This is a genomic window from Pseudomonas sp. AC239 (assembly GCF_979258545.1).
Genome location: NZ_OZ409864.1, coordinates 854,083 through 878,225, shown reverse-complemented (window position 1 = coordinate 878,225; position 24,143 = coordinate 854,083). Strand labels below are relative to the sequence as shown.

Annotated in this window: 22 protein-coding genes and 1 other RNA gene; 15 read left to right on the top strand and 8 right to left on the bottom strand. The window is 58.9% G+C overall.

Annotated elements, in window-relative coordinates; translation table 11 throughout:
* Window positions 1–96: 96 nt before the first annotated feature.
* Window positions 97–4,494: a matrixin family metalloprotease gene (locus ACZ0AZ_RS03985; protein ID WP_463538742.1), complete on the bottom strand. Its 4,398-nt coding sequence runs from the start codon at window positions 4,492–4,494 to the stop codon at window positions 97–99.
* Between the two features lie 203 nt (window positions 4,495–4,697).
* Here ACZ0AZ_RS03985 and ACZ0AZ_RS03980 point away from each other — a divergent pair, with 203 nt between their 5' ends.
* Together ACZ0AZ_RS03980 and ACZ0AZ_RS03975 are read left to right on the top strand one after the other, a co-directional pair.
* Window positions 4,698–5,342, top strand: coding sequence for an MBL fold metallo-hydrolase (locus tag ACZ0AZ_RS03980; protein WP_463538741.1), 645 nt, complete (start codon window positions 4,698–4,700; stop codon window positions 5,340–5,342).
* A gap of 119 nt (window positions 5,343–5,461) precedes the next feature.
* The gene (locus ACZ0AZ_RS03975) at window positions 5,462–6,196 is read left to right on the top strand and encodes a YiaD family glycine zipper/OmpA-like lipoprotein (RefSeq protein WP_041479972.1); all 735 of its coding nucleotides are present in this window, start codon (window positions 5,462–5,464) and stop codon (window positions 6,194–6,196) included.
* Window positions 6,197–6,451: 255 nt separating this feature from the next.
* Here the strand turns inward: ACZ0AZ_RS03975 and ACZ0AZ_RS03970 are convergent, their stop codons facing one another.
* Window positions 6,452–6,886, bottom strand: a complete 435-nt coding sequence (locus ACZ0AZ_RS03970; RefSeq protein WP_016773251.1) for a Z-ring associated ZapG family protein — start codon at window positions 6,884–6,886, stop codon at window positions 6,452–6,454.
* 144 nt (window positions 6,887–7,030) lie between these two features.
* On the opposite strand from ACZ0AZ_RS03970, the gene ACZ0AZ_RS03965 reads away from it, so the two are divergent.
* From ACZ0AZ_RS03965 to zapE, 3 genes are all read left to right on the top strand, one after another.
* Window positions 7,031–7,660 carry an alpha/beta hydrolase gene (locus ACZ0AZ_RS03965; RefSeq protein WP_129997657.1) on the top strand — a complete coding sequence of 210 codons (630 nt, stop codon included), beginning with the start codon at window positions 7,031–7,033 and terminating at the stop codon, window positions 7,658–7,660.
* 24 nt (window positions 7,661–7,684) lie between these two features.
* Window positions 7,685–9,040, top strand: a complete 1,356-nt coding sequence (locus ACZ0AZ_RS03960; protein ID WP_463538740.1) for a tryptophan--tRNA ligase — start codon at window positions 7,685–7,687, stop codon at window positions 9,038–9,040.
* 90 nt (window positions 9,041–9,130) lie between these two features.
* Window positions 9,131–10,225 carry a cell division protein ZapE gene (zapE, locus tag ACZ0AZ_RS03955; protein ID WP_039761353.1) on the top strand — a complete coding sequence of 365 codons (1,095 nt, stop codon included), beginning with the start codon at window positions 9,131–9,133 and terminating at the stop codon, window positions 10,223–10,225.
* Window positions 10,226–10,448: 223 nt separating this feature from the next.
* Here the strand turns inward: zapE and ACZ0AZ_RS03950 are convergent, their stop codons facing one another.
* Window positions 10,449–11,345, bottom strand: a complete 897-nt coding sequence (locus ACZ0AZ_RS03950; protein ID WP_165368386.1) for a GlxA family transcriptional regulator — start codon at window positions 11,343–11,345, stop codon at window positions 10,449–10,451.
* Between the two features lie 250 nt (window positions 11,346–11,595).
* On the opposite strand from ACZ0AZ_RS03950, the gene ACZ0AZ_RS03945 reads away from it, so the two are divergent.
* Window positions 11,596–12,732, top strand: a complete 1,137-nt coding sequence (locus ACZ0AZ_RS03945) for an acyl-CoA dehydrogenase family protein (protein WP_463570957.1) — start codon at window positions 11,596–11,598, stop codon at window positions 12,730–12,732.
* Between the two features lie 157 nt (window positions 12,733–12,889).
* Here the strand turns inward: ACZ0AZ_RS03945 and ACZ0AZ_RS03940 are convergent, their stop codons facing one another.
* Entirely contained in the window at window positions 12,890–13,930 is a 1,041-nt protein-coding gene (locus ACZ0AZ_RS03940) for an NADP(H)-dependent aldo-keto reductase (protein WP_039761359.1), read from the bottom strand.
* A gap of 244 nt (window positions 13,931–14,174) precedes the next feature.
* Between ACZ0AZ_RS03940 and rplM the strand changes: the two genes are divergently transcribed.
* From rplM to ACZ0AZ_RS03905, 7 genes are all read left to right on the top strand, one after another.
* Window positions 14,175–14,603 (top strand): 50S ribosomal protein L13, encoded by a 429-nt coding sequence (gene rplM, locus ACZ0AZ_RS03935; RefSeq protein ID WP_003228062.1) that lies wholly within the window; start codon window positions 14,175–14,177, stop codon window positions 14,601–14,603.
* Window positions 14,604–14,617: 14 nt separating this feature from the next.
* Window positions 14,618–15,010, top strand: a complete 393-nt coding sequence (gene rpsI / locus ACZ0AZ_RS03930; RefSeq protein WP_003228056.1) for a 30S ribosomal protein S9 — start codon at window positions 14,618–14,620, stop codon at window positions 15,008–15,010.
* Between the two features lie 272 nt (window positions 15,011–15,282).
* Window positions 15,283–15,876, top strand: coding sequence for a ubiquinol-cytochrome c reductase iron-sulfur subunit (gene petA / locus ACZ0AZ_RS03925; protein ID WP_007917031.1), 594 nt, complete (start codon window positions 15,283–15,285; stop codon window positions 15,874–15,876).
* Entirely contained in the window at window positions 15,876–17,087 is a 1,212-nt protein-coding gene (locus tag ACZ0AZ_RS03920; protein ID WP_463538739.1) for a cytochrome b, read from the top strand. The genes petA and ACZ0AZ_RS03920 overlap by 1 nt, the downstream gene beginning before the upstream one ends.
* Window positions 17,087–17,869, top strand: coding sequence for a cytochrome c1 (locus ACZ0AZ_RS03915; RefSeq protein WP_024014251.1), 783 nt, complete (start codon window positions 17,087–17,089; stop codon window positions 17,867–17,869). The genes ACZ0AZ_RS03920 and ACZ0AZ_RS03915 overlap by 1 nt, the downstream gene beginning before the upstream one ends.
* Before the next feature lie 146 nt (window positions 17,870–18,015).
* A complete protein-coding gene (locus tag ACZ0AZ_RS03910; protein ID WP_463538738.1) occupies window positions 18,016–18,633 on the top strand; it encodes a glutathione S-transferase N-terminal domain-containing protein in 618 nt (205 codons plus the stop codon).
* A 16-nt stretch (window positions 18,634–18,649) separates the two neighbouring features.
* Window positions 18,650–19,063: a ClpXP protease specificity-enhancing factor gene (locus ACZ0AZ_RS03905; protein WP_039761371.1), complete on the top strand. Its 414-nt coding sequence runs from the start codon at window positions 18,650–18,652 to the stop codon at window positions 19,061–19,063.
* Between the two features lie 48 nt (window positions 19,064–19,111).
* Here ACZ0AZ_RS03905 and ACZ0AZ_RS03900 read toward each other — a convergent pair whose 3' ends face one another.
* The 4 genes from ACZ0AZ_RS03900 to ACZ0AZ_RS03885 all read right to left on the bottom strand — a co-directional run bounded on the left by ACZ0AZ_RS03900 (window position 19,112) and on the right by ACZ0AZ_RS03885 (window position 22,555).
* A complete protein-coding gene (locus tag ACZ0AZ_RS03900; protein ID WP_024014250.1) occupies window positions 19,112–19,690 on the bottom strand; it encodes a BON domain-containing protein in 579 nt (192 codons plus the stop codon).
* On the bottom strand, window positions 19,687–20,280 hold the full coding sequence (locus ACZ0AZ_RS03895) for a phosphoheptose isomerase (protein ID WP_008082788.1): 594 nt from the start codon (window positions 20,278–20,280) through the stop codon (window positions 19,687–19,689). Before ACZ0AZ_RS03895 ends, ACZ0AZ_RS03900 begins: the two co-directional genes overlap by 4 nt.
* Window positions 20,281–20,381: 101 nt before the next feature.
* Window positions 20,382–20,744, bottom strand: coding sequence for a YraN family protein (locus tag ACZ0AZ_RS03890; protein WP_016773265.1), 363 nt, complete (start codon window positions 20,742–20,744; stop codon window positions 20,382–20,384).
* Window positions 20,744–22,555 carry a penicillin-binding protein activator gene (locus tag ACZ0AZ_RS03885; protein ID WP_073473468.1) on the bottom strand — a complete coding sequence of 604 codons (1,812 nt, stop codon included), beginning with the start codon at window positions 22,553–22,555 and terminating at the stop codon, window positions 20,744–20,746. Before ACZ0AZ_RS03885 ends, ACZ0AZ_RS03890 begins: the two co-directional genes overlap by 1 nt.
* Before the next feature lie 177 nt (window positions 22,556–22,732).
* Here ACZ0AZ_RS03885 and rsmI point away from each other — a divergent pair, with 177 nt between their 5' ends.
* Together rsmI and rnpB are read left to right on the top strand one after the other, a co-directional pair.
* Window positions 22,733–23,638: a 16S rRNA (cytidine(1402)-2'-O)-methyltransferase gene (rsmI, locus tag ACZ0AZ_RS03880; protein WP_161984073.1), complete on the top strand. Its 906-nt coding sequence runs from the start codon at window positions 22,733–22,735 to the stop codon at window positions 23,636–23,638.
* Window positions 23,639–23,711: 73 nt separating this feature from the next.
* An RNA gene (gene rnpB / locus ACZ0AZ_RS03875) (RNase P RNA component class A) lies at window positions 23,712–24,064 on the top strand.
* Window positions 24,065–24,143 lie beyond the last annotated feature (79 nt).

Here is a 24,143-nt window from a genome sequence, read left to right as displayed (position 1 = left end):
CCATGACCCGGCAGAAAAACAAACGCCCCGAACCAGTCGGGGCGTTTGTTTTCAGTTCACCGGCCGGGGTTGCTGGCCTGGCAATTGAACAGGGCGTCAGGCCACCAGATCGTTGGCACTGAAGCTGTTCACACCCACCAGCTGGATTTCAAAGTCCGCGCCGGCATTGCCGCTGACATTGCCCGACAGTACGTGGTCGACGAAGCGCAGTTGCCCGGCACCGGTGAAGTCATTGGCACCGATGAAGGTGAAACCGTCCATGCCGCCTTGCAGCAGGTTCGCATCGAATTTCGTCAGGTCGATTTTGTCGCCCTGCAGGCTGCTGAAATCGGTGATCACGTCACGGCTGGCGCCCACGCCCATGTCGGTACGCGAGCTGAACACGAAGGTGTCGGCGCCAGCGCCGCCTGTGAGCGTGTCCGTCCCCGCGCCGCCATCCAGGACATTGTCTGCGTCGTTGCCGTAAATGGAGTTGTTCAACCCGTTGCCGGTACCTTTGCTGGCGGACCCGACAAGACTCAGAATCTCCAGGTTGGCCCCCAAGGTGTAATCGACGTACGAATAGACGCTGTCGATTTCAGAGAGCGACGTGCCGGTTTCGGTGACCACATCGCCGATGTTGTCGACGATATACGTGTCGTTGCCAGCGCCGCCGGTCATGGTGTCAGCACCCTTGCCACCGTTGATGAAGTTGGCATCGGCGTTGCCGACCAGGATGTTGTCCAGGCCGTTACCAGCCAGGGTAAATGCGCCGGCGCCGAGTACGGTGACGTTTTCAACGTTTTGCAGGTTGCCAATGTTCAGATCAATCATGGAGCTGGTTGACGTCGCGTTGAACAGCGTGATCAAAGTATCGCTGCCTTCGTTGGCGTTTTCCTGGATCAGCGCCAGTTCGGCGTACTGGTCGAGGGCGTAGGCATCGTTGCCTTTGCCACCCATCATGGTGTCGACTCCGGCACCGCCATTGAGTTGGTTATTGCCGTCGTTACCGGTCAGCACGTTGTTCTGGTCATTGCCGATGGCGTTGGTGTGGGCCGTCCCCGTCAGAATCAGGTTTTCCAGATTCGCACTGAGGGTGTAACTGACCGAGGAGCGGACCGTGTCGATCTCATTGGCCAGAGTGCTGGTTTCGCTGATCACGTCACTGACGTTGTCGACGATATACGTATCATTGCCAATACCGCCCGCCATGAAGTCGGCGCCCGCACCACCGTCGAGGATGTTGTTGCCGGTATTACCGTAGATCACATTGTTCAGGGCGTTACCGTTGGCATTCAAGTGGCTGCCCCCGGCCAGGGTCAGATTCTCGACATTGGTACCCAAGGTGTAATCAATGTAGGAGTACACCGTGTCGATTTCTGACAGCGATACGCCGGTCTCGATCACTGCATCGTTGATGTTGTCGACGATGTAAGTGTCATTGCCAGCGCCACCCGTCATGGTGTCTGCGCCCAGGCCCCCGTTGATGAAGTTGGCAGCAGCGTTGCCCATCAGGACGTTGTTCAGGCTGTTGCCGGCCAGCGTGAACTCACCGCCACCCAGCAACATGACATTTTCGACTTGCTGCAGATTGGTCAGATTCAGGTCGACGATGCTGGTCTGCGCGTTGGCGTTGTATTGGATGAGCAGCCTGTCGATGCCTTCGCTGGCGTTCTCCTGGATGAGTCCCAGTTCGGCGAACTGGTCGAGGGCGTAATCGTCATTGCCTTTGCCACCGATCATGGTGTCGATACCCAGGCCGCCATTGATCTGGTTGTTGCCGTCGTTACCGTAAATGACGTTGTTCAGCGCGTTACCAACGCCTGTAAGGTCAGTGTTGCCGACCAGTGTAAGGTTTTCGACATTGGCACTCAGATAATGGCTTACGTAAGAGTAGACCGTATCGATTTGCGACGGTGTTGCATCGGTTTCGATGACCTGGTCGAGGATGTTGTCGACGATGTAGGTGTCGTTACCACCGCCGCCCTGCATGATATCGATGCCTTTGCCACCGTTGATGAAGTTGGCGTCGGCGTTACCGATCAGGGTGTTGTTCAGTTCGTTGCCTGCCAACGTAAAGGCGCCTGCCCCTGACACGCTCAGGTTCTCGACGTTCTTCAAGTTTGCGGTGTTGAGGTCGATCGTACTGTTCAACGCGGTCGCGTTGAACAGCGTAATCAGGGTGTCGTTGCCTTCGTTGGCGTTTTCCTGGATCAGCGCCAGTTCGGCGTACTGGTCGAGGGCGTAGGCATCGTTGCCTTTGCCACCAATCATGGTGTCGACTCCGGCACCGCCATTGAGCTGGTTATTACCGTCGTTGCCTGTCAGCACGTTGTTCTGCCCGTTGCCGATGGCGTTGGTGTCGGCCGTGCCAGTCAGAACAAGGTTTTCCAGATTCGCACTGAGGGCGTAACTGACCGAGGCGCGGACCGTGTCGACCACCCCAACCAGATCCCAATCCTCAAAGATCACATCGCCAGTGTTGTCAACGATGTAGGTATCGTTGCCGAACCCGCCTGCCATATAGTCGGCACCGACGCCGCCATCCAGAACGTTGTTGCCCGCATTACCGTAGATAGCGTTGTTGCGTGCATTGCCGGTAGCGTTCAGATTTGCTTCGCCGGCCAGGTTCAGATTCTCCAGATTGTCGCCCAGGGTGTAATCGATATAGGAGTAGACCGTATCGATCTCCGTAAGCGAGGCACCGGCCTCGATCACTGCGTCGTTGACATTGTCGACGATGTAAGTGTCATTGCCAGCGCCGCCGGTCATAGTGTCGGCGCCTTGGCCGCCATTGATGAAGTTTGCGTCAGCGTTACCGACCAGGACGTTGTTCAGGCTGTTGCCGGCGATGGTAAACGCCCCCGTACCCAGCACAGTCACGTTTTCGACGTTCTGCAGATTGCTCTGGCTGAGGTCGATGAGGTTGTATTGCGCATTGGCGTTGAAAAGCGTGATCAGCGTGTCGTTGCCTTGGTTGACATACTCGCGGATCAGTCCCAGTTCGGCACCTTGATCCAGAGCGTAAGCATCATTGCCATCGCCGCCGATCATGGCGTCAATGCCGCCGCCACCGTTGAGCTGGTTATTGCCCGAGTTGCCGACCAGGATATTGCCGAGCGCGTTGCCGATAGCGTTAATGTCAGCAGTGCCGGTGAGAATGAGGTCTTCAACATTCGCACCCAGGGTATAGCTGATTGAAGACTGTACGGTATCGATCTCGCTGTACAGCGCACGGGTTTCGATGACCACATCGCCAACGTTATCGACGATGTAGATATCGTTGCCGGCACCACCGGTCATGATGTCGGCCCCCAGGCCGCCGTCCACAACGTTATCGCCGGCGTTGCCCGTGAGTTCGTTATTCAGTGCATTGCCCGTGGCGGTCAGATTCGCAGCGCCGGACAGCGTAAGGTTTTCGACATTGTCGCCGAGGGTGTAGTCGATATACGAAAAGACACTGTCGATTTCAGAGCGTGAGGTGCCGGTTTCAACCACCACATCGCCCGCGTCATCGACAATGTAGCTGTCGTTGCCGGCACCGCCAGTCATGGTATCGGCCCCGGCCATGCCATTGAGCAGGTTGTCCAGTCCGTTGCCGATCAATGTGTCGTTGAAACCGGAACCGACTGCGTTTTCGATCTTGGCGCCGAACGCAATCGCCAGCCCTTCGTTGAAGTCAGCGCCATCAGGGTCGCTGAAGACCTTGCCGATCTTGCTGAACGCGCCTTCGTTGAGATCGATGCGCACGGCCGCTGCCTGGTTGCTGCCGTCGATCGCGTCGACACCGCCGGCGTCCCATATCGTTTCGAAAACCGATTGATTGGCTGCCCAGGAGTAGACGGTGTTGCCTGTTGCCCACATAGTATTGGCGCCGTAGAGGTTCTGGATCGCCAGAATGTCCAGGAGCATCGGAGTGGTCGGGTGGTAAGAGTATGAGTTGTTATAACTCATGATCGTATGGGTAATGTCGTCCAGCGCCGGATCCATCGTCGTCGCGTTGCCCGGGGTCGGTGCGAACGGGTGTTTGAGTCCCAGTGCATGGCCGATTTCATGAACGAATGTCATGAAATCGTAGGTACCTTTGACCGGCGACGGGTCATCGGTGTTCGGGCCGATCCAGATGTCGCCGGCATTGGGGGTGTCGCCCGGCGTGTATGCCCATGCGGCAGCGTCGGCGTCCATGAGTGCGTAGCCGCCAAACCGGATGTCCCCAACGTTGGCCCAGTTGTCACTGGTCTGGCGGAAAGTGATGTCGGCCACTGCGCTCCAAGTGCTCAGCGCGGCGGTCGCTGCGGCCCGCTGGGTCGCAGTCAGCTCGTATCCCGCTTCGTATTCATTGGCTGCGCTGTAATCTGTCGCGAAATACGAATTTGCCAGGCTTATAAAGCTGTAAGTCAGGCTGACGCCCATTCCATCATCAGCCCACTTGGTACCGGATAGAAGACTGTCGAGATATTTGATTCCGGTCAGTGAAACATACTGGCTTTCGGTCGATTCGGTTGGGCGTGGCATTTCGCAATTCCTGAAATGGGCTGCGGCCCTTCCTGAAATGTGGCCGCTACAGACGTTGATTTTGCACCAGTATTGGATGGTTTGACATCATTGGGCCACTATTTTCTGATTAGCGGCGTCAATTAACTGACCTGGCGTTCTCTATCGGCAGGTGCAGTAGAATCCTGAAGCCAATGTCCGTGCCGCCTGTCCAGGATCCTTCCATGTCAGCCTCAATTCCAGTGCTCATTCGCGAAACCTTCCCCGTCGGCCCTTTGCAGTGCAACTGCACGATCATCGGCGACCCGATCACGAAAAAAGCCATCGTCGTCGACCCGGGCGGCAACCCTGATCTGATCATGGCGCGCCTCGATGCCCATGGCCTAAAAGTCGTCAGCATCATCCACACCCACGCGCATCTCGATCACTTTCTGGCTTCCGGGCAGATGAAAGAGAAAACCGGTGCGACCCTGCATCTGCACAAGGAAGATCAATTCCTCTGGGACAACCTGGAAATGCAATGCCAGATGTTCGGTGTGCCGTATACGCCCGTGCCTTCGCCGGATCGCTGGTTGAGCGATGATGAAGAACTGGCCTGTGGTTGCGGCGTCGCGCTGCACACGCCGGGGCATACACCCGGTTCCATGAGCTTCTGGTTTTCCGAGGCTAAGCTGTTGATAGCCGGCGACACGCTGTTTCGTCGCGGGGTAGGGCGTACGGATTTGTGGGGCGGCGATCAGGCGACCATCGTGCGTTCGATCAAGCAGCGGCTGTACACGCTGGACGAAGACGCGACGGTGGTCACCGGGAACGGGCCGGATACGCGCCTGGGTGATGAGATGCGCGAGAACCCGTTTGTGCGTGCCTGAATTTTTTGTCACGGGTGTGCGGTGGAATTTTTGCGCATTGTCATGATCCAACGCCGGCGCAGGTCCATTAGTTAATCAGTGGCCGCTGCACCACAGAATGCAAAAACCAGGAGCTCTCCATGTTCACCACGCGTCGTTTGATTATTGTCGCTACTGCCGTGGCCGTGTTGTCCGGCTGCGCCTCGCCCAACCCGTATGACAATCAGGGTCAGGCCGACGGTGGCTCGCAAGGCATGAGCAAAACCGCCAAATACGGTGGTCTCGGTGCGCTCGCTGGCGCTCTCGCCGGTGCCGCCATCGGTCACGACAACCGTGGCAAGGGCGCCTTGATCGGCGCCGCCGTCGTCGGTGCTTCCGCAGCAGGCTACGGCTACTACGCCGACCAGCAGGAAAAGAAATTGCGCGCGAGCATGGCCAACACTGGCGTTGAAGTGCAGCGTCAGGGCGATCAGATCAAATTGATCATGCCGGGCAACATCACCTTCGCCACCGATTCGGCGAACATTGCCCCGAGTTTCTACCAGCCGCTGAACAACCTGGCCAACTCGCTGAAAGAGTTCAACCAGAACCAGATCGAAATCGTCGGCTACACCGACAGCACCGGCAGCCGCCAGCACAACATGGACCTGTCCCAACGTCGTGCGCAGAGCGTGGCGACCTACCTGACCTCGCAAGGCGTCAGCGGTGCCAACCTGTCGGCCCGTGGCGCCGGCCCGGATAACCCGATTGCCAGTAACGGTGACGTCAACGGCCGCGCGCAGAACCGTCGGGTCGAGGTCAACCTGAAAGCGATTCCGGGCCAGCAGTATGGTGGTCAGCAGCAACAGCCGGGTACGGTACAGCAGTATCCGTAAGCGATTGCCTGATTGAAGAAATGCCCGGTCTTTTGATCGGGCATTTTTTTTGTGTCATCTGTGCCGGCCCTTTCGCGGGCAAGCCCGCTCCCACAGGTATTGGTGGTGTATCCAAAATCTGTGTTCCACACCTGACCCCTGTGGGAGCGGGCTTGCCCGCGAAGAGGCCAGTGTTGTCACCGCAAAATCAGCCGATACAAAAAAGCCCCCGGACAACAGCATTGTCCGGGGCTTTTTGTTGGGCGCGAAACCCGATTATTTCTTCAACCCATAATGCTCATCGAGCATGCCCGGCGAGTTCGGGCTTTTCGGCGCGTAGTCGCGCGGCGGCTCTTGATCGCGCGGTGGCGTCAGGCGTTCGCGCGGTGCCTGCGCGGCATCCGCATGCAGGGCGGCGATCAGGCGCTGGCGGGTCTGTTCGTCGAGGGCCAGACGATTGGCGCCCTCGGCAAGATGATCCTGCACTTCCTGATAGCTCTGAGTGAGCTTCTTGACCAGCATCGCGGTGCTGTTGAAGTGGGTGACCACTTCGTTTTGATAACTGTCGAAACGCTCCTGGATATCATCCAGTTGACGCTGCGTACGGCTCGGTGCGGCGTTCGGCGCAACGCGCGCGATCAGGAATCCAATGGCGACACCCACAACCAGGGCAAGAGTCGGTAACAACCAAACTAAGAGCGAGTGTTCCACGAGTCCTTCCTCTATAAACGGCTTTGCTTTACGTTAACGGCTCGAACCTGCGCTGTATACCGCGATTCACTCGCAATAGATCGGCACAGACAATTTGCTAGACGAGTCGACCCGATTCGAGGTCACGGAGTTCCTCCCTTGCTGATGCGCGAAACCCCTGTAGTGATTGACGGCCCGGTGGGTCAATTGGAAAGCCTTTACCTGGATAACGAGCAGCCGCGCGGCATCGCGCTGATCTGCCATCCGAACCCGGTGCAGGGCGGCACCATGCTCAACAAGGTCGTCTCGACCCTGCAGCGCACCGCGCGCGACGCCGGCCTGATCACCTTGCGTTTCAACTATCGCGGCGTCGGTGCCAGCCACGGCACGCACGATATGGGCACAGGTGAAGTCGACGACGCCCAGGCTGCCGCCGCGTGGCTGCAGGAAAAGCACCCGGATCTGCCGCTGACCCTGTTCGGTTTCTCCTTCGGCGGATTTGTTGCAGCAAGTCTCGGCGGCCGTCTCGAAGCCCAGGGCGTGCAGCTTGAGCACTTGTTCATGGTCGCCCCGGCGGTGATGCGTCTGGGTGAGCAGGATCAACTGCCGCAGCACGGCGGGTTGACCGTGATCCAGCCGGAAACCGATGAAGTCATCGATCCGCAGCTGGTCTACCAGTGGTCGGAACAACTCCAGCGCCCCCATGAGCTGCTGAAAGTGGCAGAATGCGGACACTTTTTTCACGGCAAGCTGACCGATCTCAAGGATCTGATCCTGCCGCGTCTCTCGAATTGATTGCAGTCTGACAAGCGATTACCCATGACTAACCGTACCCGCATCCTCACCGGCATCACCACCACCGGCACGCCGCACCTGGGCAACTACGCCGGTGCGATCCGCCCGGCAATCCTCGCCAGCCGCGACAGCAACGCCGATTCGTTCTACTTCCTGGCTGACTACCACGCTCTGATCAAATGCGATGACCCGCTGCGCATCCAGCGCTCGCGTCTGGAAATCGCCGCGACCTGGCTGGCCGGTGGCCTCGATGTTGACCGCGTGACTTTCTACCGCCAGTCCGACATCCCGGAAATCCCCGAGCTGACCTGGCTACTGACCTGCGTCGCCGCCAAGGGCCTGCTCAACCGTGCGCACGCCTACAAGGCCTCGGTGGACAAGAATGTCGAGACCGGTGAAGACCCGGACGCCGGTATCACCATGGGCCTCTACAGCTATCCGGTGCTGATGGCCGCGGACATTCTGATGTTCAACGCGCACAAGGTTCCAGTCGGTCGCGACCAGATCCAGCACGTTGAAATGGCCCGGGATATCGGCCAGCGTTTCAACCATCTGTTCGGCCAGGGCAAAGAGTTCTTCACCATGCCCGAAGCGCTGATCGAAGAAAGCGTGGCGACCCTGCCAGGCCTCGACGGGCGCAAGATGTCGAAGAGCTACGACAACACCATCCCGTTGTTTTCCAGCGCCAAGGAAATGAAGGACGCGATCTCGCGGATCGTCACCGATTCCAAGGCCCCGGGCGAAGCGAAAGATCCGGACAACTCGCACCTGTTCACCCTGTTCCAGGCCTTCGCCACACCGGCGCAGGCTGACGAATTCCGCAGCGAACTGCTCGGTGGCCTGGGCTGGGGCGAGGCGAAGAACCGCCTGTTCCAGTTGCTCGACAACGAACTGGGCGAAGCGCGCGAGAAGTATCACCAGTTGATCGAGCGTCCGGCGGATCTGGAAGACATTTTGCAGATCGGTGCGAAGAAGGCCCGCGCCGTGGCCACGCCGTTCCTCAATGAATTGCGCGAAGCCGTTGGCCTGCGTTCTTTTGTCAATCAGGTTCAGGTTGCCGCGACCACCAAAAAGAAAGCTGCGAAAGCCGCGCGTTTCGTCAGCTTCCGCGAGGACGACGGCAGCTTCCGTTTCCGTCTGCTGGCGGCCGATGGCGAGCAATTGCTGCTGTCGCGTAACTTCGCCGACGGCAAAACCGCCGGGCAGGTGACCAAACAGTTGCAGTCCGGCGAGCCGCTGGACGTACGCACTGAAGAATTGAGCTTCAGCGTCTGGCTGGCCGGTGAGTGCATGGGCGACAGCCCGGCCTTCGCCGACGTTGCAGCGCGAGACGCCGCCATCGAGGCATTGCGCATCGCATTGACTCCAGCTCAGGACTGATCGGCGGCGCGACCCGACCAAGGGCCGATTGCCATTCCCACAGGCCGTCGCTACAGTGACGGCCCGTTTTTGTTGCCTTGCTAACGAATTATGACGCCCCTAGAACGATATCAAGCTGATCTGAAACGCCCGGACTTCTTCCATGACGCCGCGCAGGAAACTGCTGTGCGTCACCTGCAGCGTCTGTACGACGACTTGATCGCAGCCGACCAGAACAAGCCGGGTTTCCTCGGCAAGCTGTTTGGCAAAAAGGATCAGGCACCGGTCAAGGGCCTGTATTTCTGGGGCGGCGTCGGTCGCGGCAAGACTTACCTGGTCGACACCTTCTTCGAAGCGCTGCCGTTCAAGGAAAAGACCCGCACGCACTTCCACCGCTTCATGAAGCGTGTGCACGAGGAAATGAAAACCCTCGGCGGCGAGAAGAATCCGCTGACCATCATCGCCAAGCGCTTCGCGGCCGAGTCGCGAGTGATCTGCTTCGATGAATTCTTCGTCTCCGACATCACCGACGCGATGATCCTCGGCACGCTGATGGAAGAACTGTTCAAGAACGGCGTGACCTTGGTCGCGACGTCGAACATCGTTCCGGACGGCCTGTACAAGGATGGCCTGCAACGTGCGCGCTTCCTCCCGGCCATCGCCCTGATCAAGCAGAACACCGAGATCGTCAACGTCGACAGCGGCGTCGATTATCGTCTGCGTCACCTCGAGCAAGCCGAGCTGTTCCACTATCCGCTCGACGAAGCTGCCCACGAAAGCCTGCGCAAGAGCTTCAAGGCACTGACGCCGGAGTGCACGGCGGCGGTGGAAAACGATGTGCTGATCATCGAGAACCGCGAAATCCGCGCTCTGCGCACCTGCGACGACGTGGCCTGGTTCGACTTCCGCGAACTGTGCGACGGCCCGCGCAGCCAGAACGATTACATCGAACTGGGCAAGATCTTCCACGCCGTGCTGCTCAGCGGCGTCGAGCAGATGAGTGTCACCACCGACGACATCGCGCGGCGCTTCATCAACATGGTCGACGAATTCTACGATCGCAACGTCAAACTGATCATTTCTGCCGAAGTCGAGCTGAAGGATCTGTACACCGGCGGACGCCTGACCTTCGAGTTCCAGCGCACCCTGAGCCGACTGCTGGAGATGCAATCTCACGAATTCCTGTCGCGGGCGCACAAGCCTTAATCGGAGTCTCGGCAACGAAAAAGGCCTGCGATTGCAGGCCTTTTTTATGCGCTGAAGTTTTTCCCTGTGGGAGCGAGCCTGCTCGCGAAAGCGCAGTAACTGATCGTTCCCACGCTCCGCGTGGGAATGCATCCCGTGACGCTCCGCGTCACTTGCGAGGCGGACGCAGAGCGTCCAGTGGCGGCATTCCCACGCAGAGCGTGGGAACGATCATCAGGCCGGGTTACGCAGCTTGCTGGAACTGCTGCCGATACTGGTTCGGCGACAGTTCGGTGTGCTGGCGAAACAGTCGCGCGAAGAAGCTCGCATCGTCGTAACCGACCTCATAACTGATGGTCTTGATGCTCTTGCGCGTGCCCGAAAGCAAACCCTTGGCCGTCTCGATGCGTAGGCGCTGCAAGTAGTGCAGCGGTTTGTCGCCGGTGGCGGTCTGGAAGCGACGCATGAAGTTGCGGATGCTCATGCCGTGCTCGCGGGCGACGTCTTCGAAGCGGAATTTGTCGGCGAAATGTTCTTCGAGCCAGTGCTGGATCTGCAGGATGATCACGTCCTGATGCAGCTTTTGCCCGCCGAAACCGATACGCCCCGGCGAATAGCTGCGTTGCACTTCGTAAAGGATGTCGCGGGCCACCGCTTGCGCTACGTTCGAGCCGCAGAAGCGTTCGATCAGATAGATATACAAGTCGCAGGCCGAGGTGGTGCCGCCAGCGCAATAGAGGTTATCGGCGTCCGTCAGATGCTTGTCCTGATTCAGATAGACCTTGGGGAAGCGCTCGGCGAAGGCGTTGAAGAAACGCCAGTAGGTGGTCGCTTCCTTGCCGTTAAGCAGCCCGGCTTCGGCGAGCCAGAACACCCCGGTGGCTTCGCCGCATAACACCGCGCCGCGCGCATGCTGTTCGCGCAGCCACGGCAGGATTTGCGGGTAACGGCTGCACAGCGTGTCGAAATCGTCCCAGAACGCCGGAAGGATGATTACGTCGGCGTTTTCCAGGCCGCCGTCGACCGGCATCATCACATCACTGAAGCTTTTCACCGGTTTGCCATCGGGGCTGACCAGGCGCGTTTCGAACGCCGGCGTCAGGCCGTGGCCCAGTTGTTTGCCGTAACGCAGGCTGGCCACATGGAAAAAATCCTTGGCCTGCATGAGGGTGTAAGCGAAAACCCGGTCGATGGCCAGGATGCTGACGCGCCGCAAGGGCGGGGAGACGTGCTTAGACATAATTCAACTTTTGTTTTGTTTTTATAAGGGAAAGTGGTCACCAGACGGCTGGATCGTCTTATTTTTTGTCGGATGTGTCCAGTGTCCCGTAGCAGGAGTCGGGCTTAGTCTCTGTGAGCCGAATACCTCCAACAACAAAGAAAGGTGCCGCATGATCCCCAGAACCCTGTTCAGCCCCGAGCACGAATTGTTCCGCGACAGCGTGCGAACGTTCCTCGAAAAAGAGGCCGTGCCGTATCACGCGCAGTGGGAGAAGCAGGGGCACATCGATCGCGCGCTGTGGAACAAGGCGGGGGAGGCGGGGATGCTGTGCTCGCACCTGCCGGAGGAGTACGGCGGGCTGGGCGCGGATTTTTTGTACAGCGCCGTGGTGATTGAGGAGGTCGGTCGTCTTGGCTTGACCGGCATCGGATTCTCGTTGCACTCGGACATCGTCGCGCCGTACATCCTGCATTACGGCAGCGAAGCGCTGAAGCACAAGTACCTGCCGAAACTGGTCTCGGGTGAAATGGTCACGGCAATTGCCATGACCGAGCCTGGCGCGGGTTCCGATTTGCAAGGGGTAAAAACCACGGCAGTGCTGGACGGTGACGAATATGTGATCAACGGCTCGAAAACCTTCATCACCAATGGCTTTCTGGCTGACCTGGTGATCGTGGTGGCCAAGACCGATCCCAAGGCAGGGGCCAAGGGCACCAGTCTGTTTCTGGTGGAGGCGAACACGCCAGGCTTCGAGAAGGGCAAGCGCCTGGAGAAGGTCGGCATGAAGGCGCAGGACACTTCGGAATTGTTCTTCCAGGACGTGCGCGTGCCGAAAGAAAACCTTCTCGGCCAGGCAGGTGCTGGGTTTGCCTATCTGATGCAGGAGTTGCCGCAGGAGCGTCTGACCGTGGCCATCGGCGGGCTGGCCTCGGCCGAGGCGGCGCTGCAATGGACGCTGGATTACACCCGTGATCGCAAGGCGTTCGGCAAGGCGATTGCCGACTTCCAGAACACCCGCTTCAAACTGGCCGAAATGGCCACCGAGATCCAGATCGGCCGGGTCTTCGTCGATCGCTGCCTGGAGTTGCATCTGCAGGGCAAACTCGATGTGCCGACGGCGGCGATGGCCAAATACTGGGGCACCGACCTGCAATGCAAAGTGCTCGACGAGTGCGTGCAGTTGCATGGCGGCTACGGCTTCATGTGGGAATACCCGGTGGCCCGGGCGTGGGCGGATGCGCGAGTGCAGCGGATTTATGCCGGCACCAATGAAATCATGAAGGAGATTATTGCGCGGTCGCTGTGATGATCGTTCCCGCGCTCTGCGTGGGAATGCCGCCGGGGACGCTCCGCGTTCCGCTGTCAAGGTAATCCGACTGGCCCCTTCGCGAGCAGGCTCGCTCCCACAGGTACAGTATTCCACTGTGGGAGCGAGCCTGCTCGCGAAGCTTTTTGGCGGTCAGTTATGGCGCCGGATTCGGATGATCCTTGTGAATCGCCTCGATCCCGGCCAGCACTTCATCGGACAATTTCAGATCAAAACTGGCAATGTTGCTGTCCAGCTGCTCCAGCGTCGTTGCGCCGATGATGTTGCTGGTCACGAACGGTTGCTGGGTCACGAAGGCCAGGGCCATTTGCGCCGGATCCAGGCCATGTTCTCGGGCCAGGGCCACGTAACGGCTGCACGCCGCTTCCGATTGCGGGTTGAAGTAGCGGCTGAAGCGGCTGTAGAGGCTCAGGCGGCCTTTTGGTGGACGGGCGCCGCCCTCGTACTTGCCGGAGAGGAAGCCGAACGCCAGCGGCGAATAGGCGAGCAGGCCGCACTGTTCGCGAATGGCGATTTCCGCCAGGCCGACTTCGAAGCTGCGGTTGAGCAGGTTGTACGGGTTCTGGATCGACACCGCACGCGGCCAGCCACGGGCTTCGGCCAAAGCCAGAAAGCGCATGGTGCCCCACGGCGTCTCATTGGACAGGCCAATATGGCGGATCTTGCCAGCCTTCACCTGTTCGTCGAGAGCTTCGAGCGTGTCTTCGAGCGGAGTCAGGTTGGCTTCGATCTTGTGCTTGTAGCCCAGCTGTCCGAAAAAGTTGGTGCTGCGTTCCGGCCAGTGCAGTTGGTACAGGTCGATGTAATCGGTCTGCAGGCGCTTGAGGCTGCCGTCCAGTGCCTCGGTGATGTGCTGGCGGTTGTGCCGCAGGTTTTTATCGCGGATGTAGTCGATGGTATTGCCGGGGCCGGCGATCTTGCTGGCGAGGATCCAGTCGGCGCGATCGCCGCGGCTCTTGAAGTAATTGCCGATGTAGCGCTCGGTGGTGGCGTAGGTTTCGGCTTTTGGCGGCACCGGATACATTTCGGCGGTGTCGAGGAAATTGATCCCCGCTTCTTTGGCCCGCTCGATCTGGGCGAAGGCTTCAGCTTCAGTGTTTTGCTCGCCCCAGGTCATGGTGCCGAGGCAGATTGCACTCACGTTCAGGTCGGTACGGCCTAGCTGGCGATAGTCCATCGGGTGCTCCTTGGGCAAAACAATCATAAAAGCAGGTTGAAAAATTTTTCGCAATCTGCATAATTGCCGACCTCTTTCTGCAGTGGAAGTGATGCGCCGCCGCCGAAGAATCTTGCCGTTGAACGGACGCGCCGACCCGAGCCCCCGAAAGCGTCTGTATCCGGCTGCCTTTGACTTGTCAAAGTACGCACTATTCAGTAAGATCCGCCGTCTTATTTACAGGCGGCCCCTGAGGCTATAAAGAATGAAAACTTTTACTGCTAAACCGGAAACAGTAAAGCGCGACTGGTTTGTCGTCGACGCTGCTGGTCAGACCCTGGGTCGTCTGGCCACCGAAATCGCGAGCCGTCTGCGTGGCAAGCACAAGCCTGAGTACACTCCTCACGTTGACACCGGCGACTACATCGTCGTCATCAACGCCGAGCAGATCCGTGTTACCGGCGCTAAAACCACTGACAAAATGTACTACTCCCACTCCGGTTTCCCGGGCGGCATCAAGTCGATCAACTTTGAAAAGCTGATCGCCAAAGCCCCTGAGCGCGTGATCGAGACCGCGGTTAAAGGCATGCTGCCTAAAAACCCACTGGGTCGCGACATGTACCGTAAGCTGAAAGTCTATGCGGGCGCTGCACACCCTCATACTGCTCAGCAGCCCCAAGAACTGAAGATTTAACGGAATAGTTCATTATGTCGGCGACTCAAAATTACGGCACTGGCCGTCGCAAGACCGCAACCGCACGCGTTTTCCTGCGTCCGGGTACTGGTAACATCTCCATCAACAACCGTTCGCTGGATAACTTCTTCGGCCGCGAAACTGCCCGCATGGTAGTTCGTCAGCCGCTGGAGCTGACCGAGACTGTCGAGAAGTTCGACATCTACGTCACCGTGATCGGCGGTGGTGTAAGTGGTCAGGCTGGCGCAATCCGCCACGGCATCACTCGCGCTCTGATGGACTACGACGAAACCCTGCGTAGCGCTCTGCGCAAAGCTGGCTTCGTTACCCGCGACGCCCGTGAAGTTGAACGTAAGAAAGTTGGTCTGCGTAAAGCGCGTAAGCGTCCGCAGTACTCGAAGCGTTAATTCCGCTTCCACGTTCAAAAAGAACGCCCGCCTCCTCACGGAAGCGGGCGTTTTTTTATGTCTGCGATTTATCAAAGAATTGCGTTGTGACAACTTGCCACAGCCGTAGACCCCCTATACTCCAAGGCTTAAGGGGCTGAGCCCCGGGGAATTAACCTTGTCAGAATTGGGGGTTTTCATTACCATTCGGGCAAAATTTTTATAAGTAACATTTGATTTATTTAGTAGACGCCTGATTTAACAGGCCAAAAAAGCTGATGGGAGAGGACTGAATGAGCAATGACGGCGTGAATGCAGGCCGGCGTCGCTTCCTGGTGGCAGCCACATCCGTGGTGGGTGCTGCAGGAGCGGTGGGGGCTGCGGTCCCGTTCGTGGGGTCATGGTTTCCCAGTGCCAAGGCGAAAGCTGCCGGTGCACCGGTGAAAGTGAATGTCAGCAAAATCGAGCCAGGCCAGCAAATGATTGCTGAATGGCGCGGCCAGCCGGTGTTCATTGTCCGCCGTACCGAGGAAATCCTGGGGAATCTCAAGAAGATCGAGGGTCAGCTCTCCGATCCGACCTCCAAAAACTCCACGCAACCCACATATGTCGACCCGGAAGTGCGCTCGATCAAGCCGGAAATTCTGCTGCTGATCGGTATCTGTACGCACCTGGGTTGCTCACCGACCTTTCGTCCCGAAGTGGCACCTGCGGATCTGGGCAAAGACTGGGTAGGTGGCTATTTCTGCCCATGCCACGGTTCCCACTACGATCTGGCTGGCCGCGTCTACAAGTCGCAACCTGCGCCTTTGAACCTGCCAGTTCCCCCGCATTCCTATGAGACCGATGACCTGATTGTCATTGGCGTCGATACGGAGAAAGCGTGATGAGCAAGTTCATGGATTGGGTTGATGCGCGCTTTCCCGCGAGCAAAATGTGGGAAGACCATCTCAGCAAATATTACGCACCAAAAAACTTCAACTTCTTCTATTTCTTCGGCTCGCTGGCGCTGCTGGTGCTGGTCAACCAGATCGTCACTGGTGTCTGGCTGACGATGAGCTACACGCCGTCGGCGGAAGAGGCCTTTGCTTCCGTCGAATACATCATGCGCGACGTCGAGTACGGCTCGATCCTGCGTTTGCTGCACTCGACTGGCGCCTCGGCGTTTTTCATCGTGGTTTATCTGCATATGTTTCGCGGCCTGCTCTACGGTTCGTACCAGAAACCGCGCGAGCTGGTCTGGGTGTTCGGCATGCTGATCTACCTGGCGCTGATGGCCGAAGCGTTCATGGGTTACCTGCTGCCGTGGGGCCAGATGTCTTACTGGGGTGCTCAGGTGATCATCTCGCTGTTCGGTGCGATTCCGCTGATCGGCGATGACCTGACCCAGTGGATTCGTGGTGACTACCTGATCTCCGGAATCACCCTGAACCGCTTCTTCGCCTTGCACGTTGTCGCGCTGCCAATCGTGATTCTTGGTCTGGTGGTGTTGCACATTCTGGCGCTGCACGAAGTCGGTTCTAACAACCCTGACGGCGTCGATATCAAGAAGCACAAAGACGAAAACGGCATCCCGCTGGATGGCATTGCGTTCCACCCGTATTACACGGTGAAGGACATTGTCGGCGTTGTGGTGTTCCTGTTCATATTCTGCTCGATTGTGTTCTTCTTCCCGGAAATGGGCGGCTACTTCCTCGAAAAACCGAACTTCGAGCAGGCGAACGCATTCAAGACACCTGAGCACATTGCGCCGGTCTGGTACTTCACACCTTTCTACGCGATCTTGCGCGCGATCCCGGACAAACTCTTGGGCGTTGTCGCCATGGGTGCGGCGATTGCGGTGCTGTTCGTGCTGCCGTGGCTGGATCGCAGTCCGGTGAAATCGATGCGCTATAAAGGCTGGCTGAGCAAAATCTGGCTGGTGGTGTTCTGCATTTCCTTCGTGATTCTCGGCATTCTCGGCGTCCTGGCGCCGACACCGGGGCGCACATTGCTGTCGCAGGTCTGCACCTTCCTCTATTTCGCCTACTTCATTCTGATGCCGTTCTACACCCGGCTCGAGAAGACCAAACCGGTTCCGGAAAGGGTGACTGGCTGATGAAAAAGTTATTTCTTGCTCTGATTTTTGCTGCGCTGCCTTCCTTGGTTTTTGCTGCCGAGGGTCATGGTCCGGAACTGGAAAGTGTCGATATCGATGTCTCCGACAAAGCCGCCCTGCAGGATGGTGCGCGGACTTTCGCCAACTATTGCATGGGCTGTCACAGCGCCAAGTTCCAGCGTTACGAGCGTGTCGCCGATGACCTCGGCATCCCGCACGAGTTGATGCTGGAGAAGCTGGTGTTCACCGGTGCCAAGATTGGCGACCACATGAACATCGGCATGCAGCCGGCCGACGCCAAGACCTGGTTCGGCGCAGCGCCGCCAGATCTCACGCTGGTTGCACGCGTGCGCGGCACCGACTGGCTCTACGGTTACCTGAAGTCGTTCTACGAAGATCCGGCGCGTCCGTGGGGCGTGAACAATAAGGTCTTTCCGAACGTCGGCATGCCTAACGTGCTGGTCGGCCTGCAGGGGCGCCAGGTCGTCGGCTGCAAACAGGTGCAGATCGTCGAGGACGGCAAGAAGCAATACGATCCGCTGACCGGCACGCCGCTGACTCATGAAGCGTGCGATCAGTTGACCATCGTGCCGAAGTCCGGTGCTCTGAACGAAGAGCAGTTCGATGAGAAGGTCAAGAATCTGGTAACCTTCCTGGCTTACTCGGCTAACCCGGTTAAGCTGCAACATCAGCGCATCGGTACTTATGTCTTGCTGTACCTGGCGTTCTTCTTTGTGTTCGCCTACCTGCTCAAGCGTGAGTACTGGAAAGACGTGCACTGATACGCTTCAAGCATTGCTGTTAATCGCGCGCGCCCAAGGGCGCCTCCGCTAAAGCAGGGTCTGCTCAGTCAGACCCTGCGGGAGGTGCCCTCTGGGCGCGCGCGTTTTTCCGGTTCCGACAAATTCAACAAGCGAGGAGGATCGCCATGGGCGTGACCAATCGGTTGGCCTGTTACTCCGACCCCGCCGACCACTATTCCCACCGAGTGCGCATCGTGCTTGCAGAGAAGGGTGTCAGCGCCGAAATCATTTACGTGGAAGCCGGCCGCCAGCCGCCTAAACTGATTGAGGTGAACCCTTACGGCAGTCTGCCGACGCTGGTCGATCGTGACCTGGCGTTGTGGGAGTCGACCGTGGTGATGGAGTATCTGGATGAGCGTTACCCGCACCCGCCGCTGATGCCGGTTTATCCGGTGGCGCGGGCCAACAGCCGTCTGCTGATCCACAGGATTCAGCGTGACTGGTGCGGGCTGGTGGATCTGATTCTGGATCCCAAGAGCAAAGACGCCGCACGGGGCGTGGCGCGCAAGGAACTGCGCGAAAGCCTGACCGGCGTTTCGCCGCTGTTTGCCGACAAGCCGTTCTTCCTCAGTGAGGAACAAAGTCTGGTGGATTGCTGCCTATTACCCATACTCTGGCGTTTGCCGATTCTGGGTATTGAACTGCCGCGGCCGGCCAAGCCGCTGCTTGATTATATGGAGCGTCAGTTTGCGCGTGAGGCTTTCCAGGCGAGTCTGTCTGGTGTCGAACGCGATATGCGCTAAGGCTTAAGGAGCCGCTATGAACTCCAGTCGACCTTATCTGGTCCGCGCGCTCTACGAGTGGATTGTGGATAACGATTGCACCCCGCACATGCTGGTCAACTCCGAGTACCCGGCGGTGCAGGTGCCACAAGGCTTTGCCAGCGACGGCCAGATCGTCCTGAACATCTCGCCGAGTGCCGTGCGCCACCTGCACATGGACAACGACGTGGTGACGTTCGAAGGCCGCTTCGGCGGTGTTCCGCACAGTCTCTACGTGCCGATCAGCGCGATTCTGGGTATCTACGCCCGGGAGAATGGCCAGGGCATGGTGTTTGACCTCGAGTTGCCGATGGACGACGAGGAAGACATCGATCCGGATGACGACTCGCCGCCACCAAGCAGCGAGCCACCACGCCCGAGTGGCCGGCCGAGTTTGAAGGTTGTGAAATAAAAAAAGGCGATCCGGATGGATCGCCTTTTTTGTGTCTGCCTTTTACGGTCAGTCGATGTATTCGAACAGCTTCACGATTTTCTGCACACCGGACACACCCTGAACCAGATTGGTTGCCTGAGTGGCTTCCTGTTTGGTCAGCAGGCCGAGCAGGTAGACGATGCCGTTCTCGGTCACGACTTTGATGCGCGAGCCAGGAATGCTGGCGTCGGTGAGCATCTGGGTCTTGATTTTGGTGGTCAGCCACGCGTCGTTCTGGCGCGCGAGCAGGGAGGACGGTTGCAGCACTTGCAGTTCGTTATGCACCTTCTTCACGCGCTGCACGTTGGCGGCGGCCTGTTCGGCTTTGGCCTTGAGGTCTTCGCGTGGCGTCTGGCCGGCGAGCAGGACCACGCCGTTGAAGCTGGTGATGACGATGTGCGAGTCGTTGTCCAAAGCCGGATCGGCCTTGGCGATGTTCACGCCTGCTTTGGTTTCGATCAGCGAGTCGTCGATCTTGCTGCCGAAGGTGCGCGTGCCACGGTCGTCTTCAATCGGCGCTTCACGGCTGGCGTTCACCACCGAGGTGCAGCCGCTGATGCCGAGGCACAGGGTCAAGGCCAGAAGGCCAAGGCGATTAGGGGTCATTCTTCACTCCCGAACAGTTGGCTGTCGATCAGATCGCAAAGGCAATGGATCGCCAGCAAGTGGACTTCCTGAATACGTGCAGTGACGTTGGCCGGTACGCGAATCTCGACGTCCTCGGGCAACAGCAGCGACGCCATGCCGCCGCCATCGCGTCCGGTCAAAGCTACGACAATCATTTCGCGATCATGTGCGGCCTGGATCGCTTGAATAATGTTCGCCGAGTTGCCGCTGGTCGAAATCGCCAGCAACACATCGCCCGGCTGGCCGAGCGCGCGGATCTGTTTGGAGAACACTTCGTTGTAGCTGTAGTCGTTGGCGATCGAAGTGATCGTCGAAGTGTCGGTGGTCAGCGCAATCGCCGGCAGGCTCGGACGCTCGCGCTCGAAGCGGTTGAGCAGCTCCGAAGAAAAATGCTGGGCATCGCCGGCCGAACCACCGTTGCCGCACGAGAGCATTTTGCCTTCGTTGAGCAGGGCGTTGACCATGATCTGGCTGGCTTGCTCGATGTGCGGTGCAAGTACGTCCATCGCCTGTTGCTTGGTGTCGATACTGGCCTGGAAAAGCTGGCGAATTCGGGATTGCATGTCCATCTGTGTGACCTTAAGTGGCGCGGCTGTTCGGCACGTGAATGTGCAGCCGGCAAAGCAAAGAGCAAAATGTGTCGGACGAAAACGGGGCAGGGTGCAGGCGATCAACTGTCGAAAGCATTCTGCAACCAGTTCAGCTGATTCGGGTGGCTGTCGATCGCCACCACATCGAAGCGGCAGGGGGAATTGGCCCAACGCGACTCGCGCTGAAGAAAATACTGTGCTGCAAAGATCAGTTTCTGCTGCTTGCGCTCGTCGATACTGGCGAGCGCGCCACCCCATTGAGTGTTCTTTCTGTAGCGAACTTCAACGAATACTACTGTATCGCCATCAAGCATGACCAGATCAAGCTCGCCGCGTTTGCATAACCAGTTCTGCGCCAACAGGCGCAGACCTTGTTGTTGCAGATGTTCGAGCGCTTGGCGCTCGGCATCCTTGCCGCTTTGCGAGCGTGACCTGTCGGGCATCAGCGCGGTGTGTCCGGCAGGCGCTGCACCTGACCACTGACGAACTGTGCCCACGGCAACTGGCGCACAACGCGCTGGGTCTGGGTCATGCCGAGGCTGCCCGACTGACCTTCGATGCGGCTGTCCGGCAGGGCCTTGAGTTGGCCAAGGCGCGGTGCCAGGCGATAGGCATCGGCGCCCATGGCGTACAGGCGACCAAGGCTGCCATTGGCTTGCGGCCATTGCGCAGCCACTTGCTGGCGCAGCGGATCGCTGGTTTCCAGCAGCCATGGGGTTTCGCAGAAGCGAATGCCGTTCATGTCGTTGTACTGGTTGACGTCGCCGCTGGCGCTGTACACGTGGGAAGTCGCGTAGACCGGCACGTCACCGGCGTACTGGAAGTTCAGGGTCGGCTTGATCTGCTGGGCCTGTTGCGGCGTGGCGGCCAAGAAGATGAATTCGATGTCCTGACGACGCGAAGGCTGCGCGGCGACGTTGGTGCCGGCAACATTCTGCAGGCTCTTGGCGCGAGCTTCGCTCTGACGCAGCTGGAACATGTCGGCGATCTGCTGGGCCAGTTGCACCGGCTGATCGACACGCTCGGTGGCAACGATACTGCCGCCATTGGCTTGCCAGTCCTGGCTGAAGGCACGCAGGACGCGATCGCCCCATTCGCCCTTCGGCACCATGATCGCGGCGCGATGCAGGCCGTCGGCACGAGCGCGACGGGAAACTTCGCGAGCTTCGTCTTCAGCAGCGAGACCGAACTGGAACAGTTGCGCCGGGCCTTGTTCGCCTTCGCTGTAGTTCAGCGCGAGGGTGGTGATTGGCAGTTGCGGGCGAGTGCTCAGTTGCTTGACCAGTGGTTTTTCCAGCGGGCCGACTACCAGTTGCACGCCGTCGGCCTGGGCCTTGCGATAGAACTCGTCCATCGAGGTCAGCTTCGAGCTGTCGTAGAACTCGATGGCAGGTGGGTTCTGGCCGGCCTGTTGCGCCTGATAATGCGCGGCCATGAAGCCTTCACGCAGCGCTTTGCCGACCGACGCCAACTGGCCGTCCTGTGGCAGCAGCAGGGCGATTTTGCTCAGTGGCTGGCTGGCCAGTTCCTTGAGCTTGGTCAGCGGCAGCGGCAGGTTGATCGCCGCCGGGTGCTTTGGATTCTGCGCACGCCAGTTGTCGATCGCGGCTTGTTGCTGTTCCAGCGTGCCGGCGGTTTTCACCGCTTGCGCCAGTGCCATCCAACCGCCGAGATCGTCGGTGTTGTTCGGTTGCAATTGATCGGTTGGCAGCGAAGCGATCAGGGTCCAGATCGCTTCGTGGTTCTTGCTCGCCGCTTCGCCTTCCAGCATCGGTGCGATGAACACACGTTCGCGGGCAGCGGCCAGTGTCTGGCCGTCGGCTTCAAGGGCGCGGGCGTGAACAGTGCCAGTGCGCACTTGCTGCTCTTCCGGCATTTCCCCGAGCTTCTGGAAGCTTGGATGGCTCAGGGCGGTCAACGCAGCTTTCGGCTGATTGCGCGTCATGGCCAGTTCGGCGGACAACGTGTTGGCGAAAATCTGCTGGCCTGGCTTGAGTTGCTCCACCGGCACTTGTTGCAGGATTTGCGCGGACTGGCCGGCATTGCCTTGGCGGTAAGCCTGGTCCGCCGCGCTCAGGCGCAGCAGGGCAGCTTGTTCCGGGGTTTTAGCCTGGGCGGCCTGTTCGAGCAGTTGCTCGATGCTGGCGTCCGGAGTCCGTGGAAGTTCGCCAAGGCTGGAGGAAGGGGAGCTGGCACACGCGGCCAACAAGGCAGCGAGGCAGAGGGCAGTGAACAGCCGCAGGCAAGCGATCATGTAAGTGTTCCTGATACTCGATCAAATTAGCGTGGAATTGTACCCAAGCACTGGCCGGGGCGCGATGTTACTGGCGTGAATCGGTCAATTTAGCTGGAGTAAATGTTGCGGCAGCGCACAACCGGGCGAAAAACCGCACTCGGCCGGAGCGCATCGCAAGCCTCATGACGCGCTACAATGGCCGCTTTTACCGATCACGAGGTGTGCGCTTTGACTGCTCCAGGTCCTTTGAATTCCGCTGCTGGCTCGCTTTATGTGGTGGCGACGCCCATCGGCAACCTGGACGACATCAGCGCCCGGGCCTTGAAAATCCTCCGTGAAGTGGCCCTGATTGCAGCGGAAGACACGCGGCATTCGGCGCGCCTGATGCAGCACTTCGGCATCGGCACGCCTTTGGCCGCATGCCACGAACACAATGAACGGGATGAGGGTAGCCGCTTTATTACCCGGTTGCTGGCGGGCGACAACGTCGCACTGATCTCCGATGCCGGCACGCCGCTGATCTCCGATCCGGGTTATCACCTGGTGCGTCAGGCCCGTGCGGTCGGCATCAACGTGGTGCCGGTGCCGGGTGCCTGCGCGTTGATTGCGGCGCTGTCGGCGGCAGGATTGCCGTCCGACCGTTTTATCTTCGAAGGTTTCCTGCCGGCCAAGTCGGTCGGGCGCAAGGCGCGTCTGGAAGCAGTCAAAGAAGAGCCGCGCACCCTGATTTTCTATGAAGCGCCGCATCGCATTCTCGAATGCCTGCAGGATATGGAAGCGGTGTTTGGCGGCGAGCGTCAGGCTCTGCTGGCGCGGGAAATCACCAAGACCTTCGAAACCCTCAAAGGCCTGCCGCTCAGCGAGCTGCGTGCGTTCGTCGAGTCCGACAGCAATCAGCAGCGCGGCGAGTGCGTGGTGCTGGTGGCCGGCTGGACCGCGCCGGAGTCGGAGGACGCGGTCAGCAGCGAAGCCATGCGCATCCTCGATCTGCTTCTGGAGGAAATGCCGCTCAAGCGCGCCGCCGCACTGGCAGCACAAATCACTGGCGAGCGCAAAAACGTGCTGTATCAGGTGGCGCTGGATAAACAGAAAGGCGTGTAAGCCGTTGCCCATGGCGCTCTGGAGGGTTTTAGCGCTTGTTCTTCCGGCGCTCTGCCGTTAACCTTCGCGGCGGAGAGTCGATCGGACAGTCGCTGCCCTCTATGAAAATTAGGGGGGGAGGAAAGTCCGGGCTCCATAGGGCGAAGTGCCAGGTAATGCCTGGGAGGCGTGAGCCTACGGAAAGTGCCACAGAAAATAACCGCCTAAGCGCGCAAGCGCCGGTAAGGGTGAAAAGGTGCGGTAAGAGCGCACCGCACGTCTGGCAACAGTTCGTGGCTAGGTAAACCCCACTTGGAGCAAGACCAAATAGGGTCCCAAGGCGTGGCCCGCGCTGGGACCGGGTAGGTTGCTAAAGATGTCCAGTGATGGCCATCGTAGACGAATGACTGTTCAAGACAGAACCCGGCTTACAGATCGACTCTCCACCTTTTTCTTTCCCTGCTTGAAACAAAAAAGACGCGGCTGTGTAATATCAGCCGGCCTGGTCTGAAATTCCGGCAGCGGC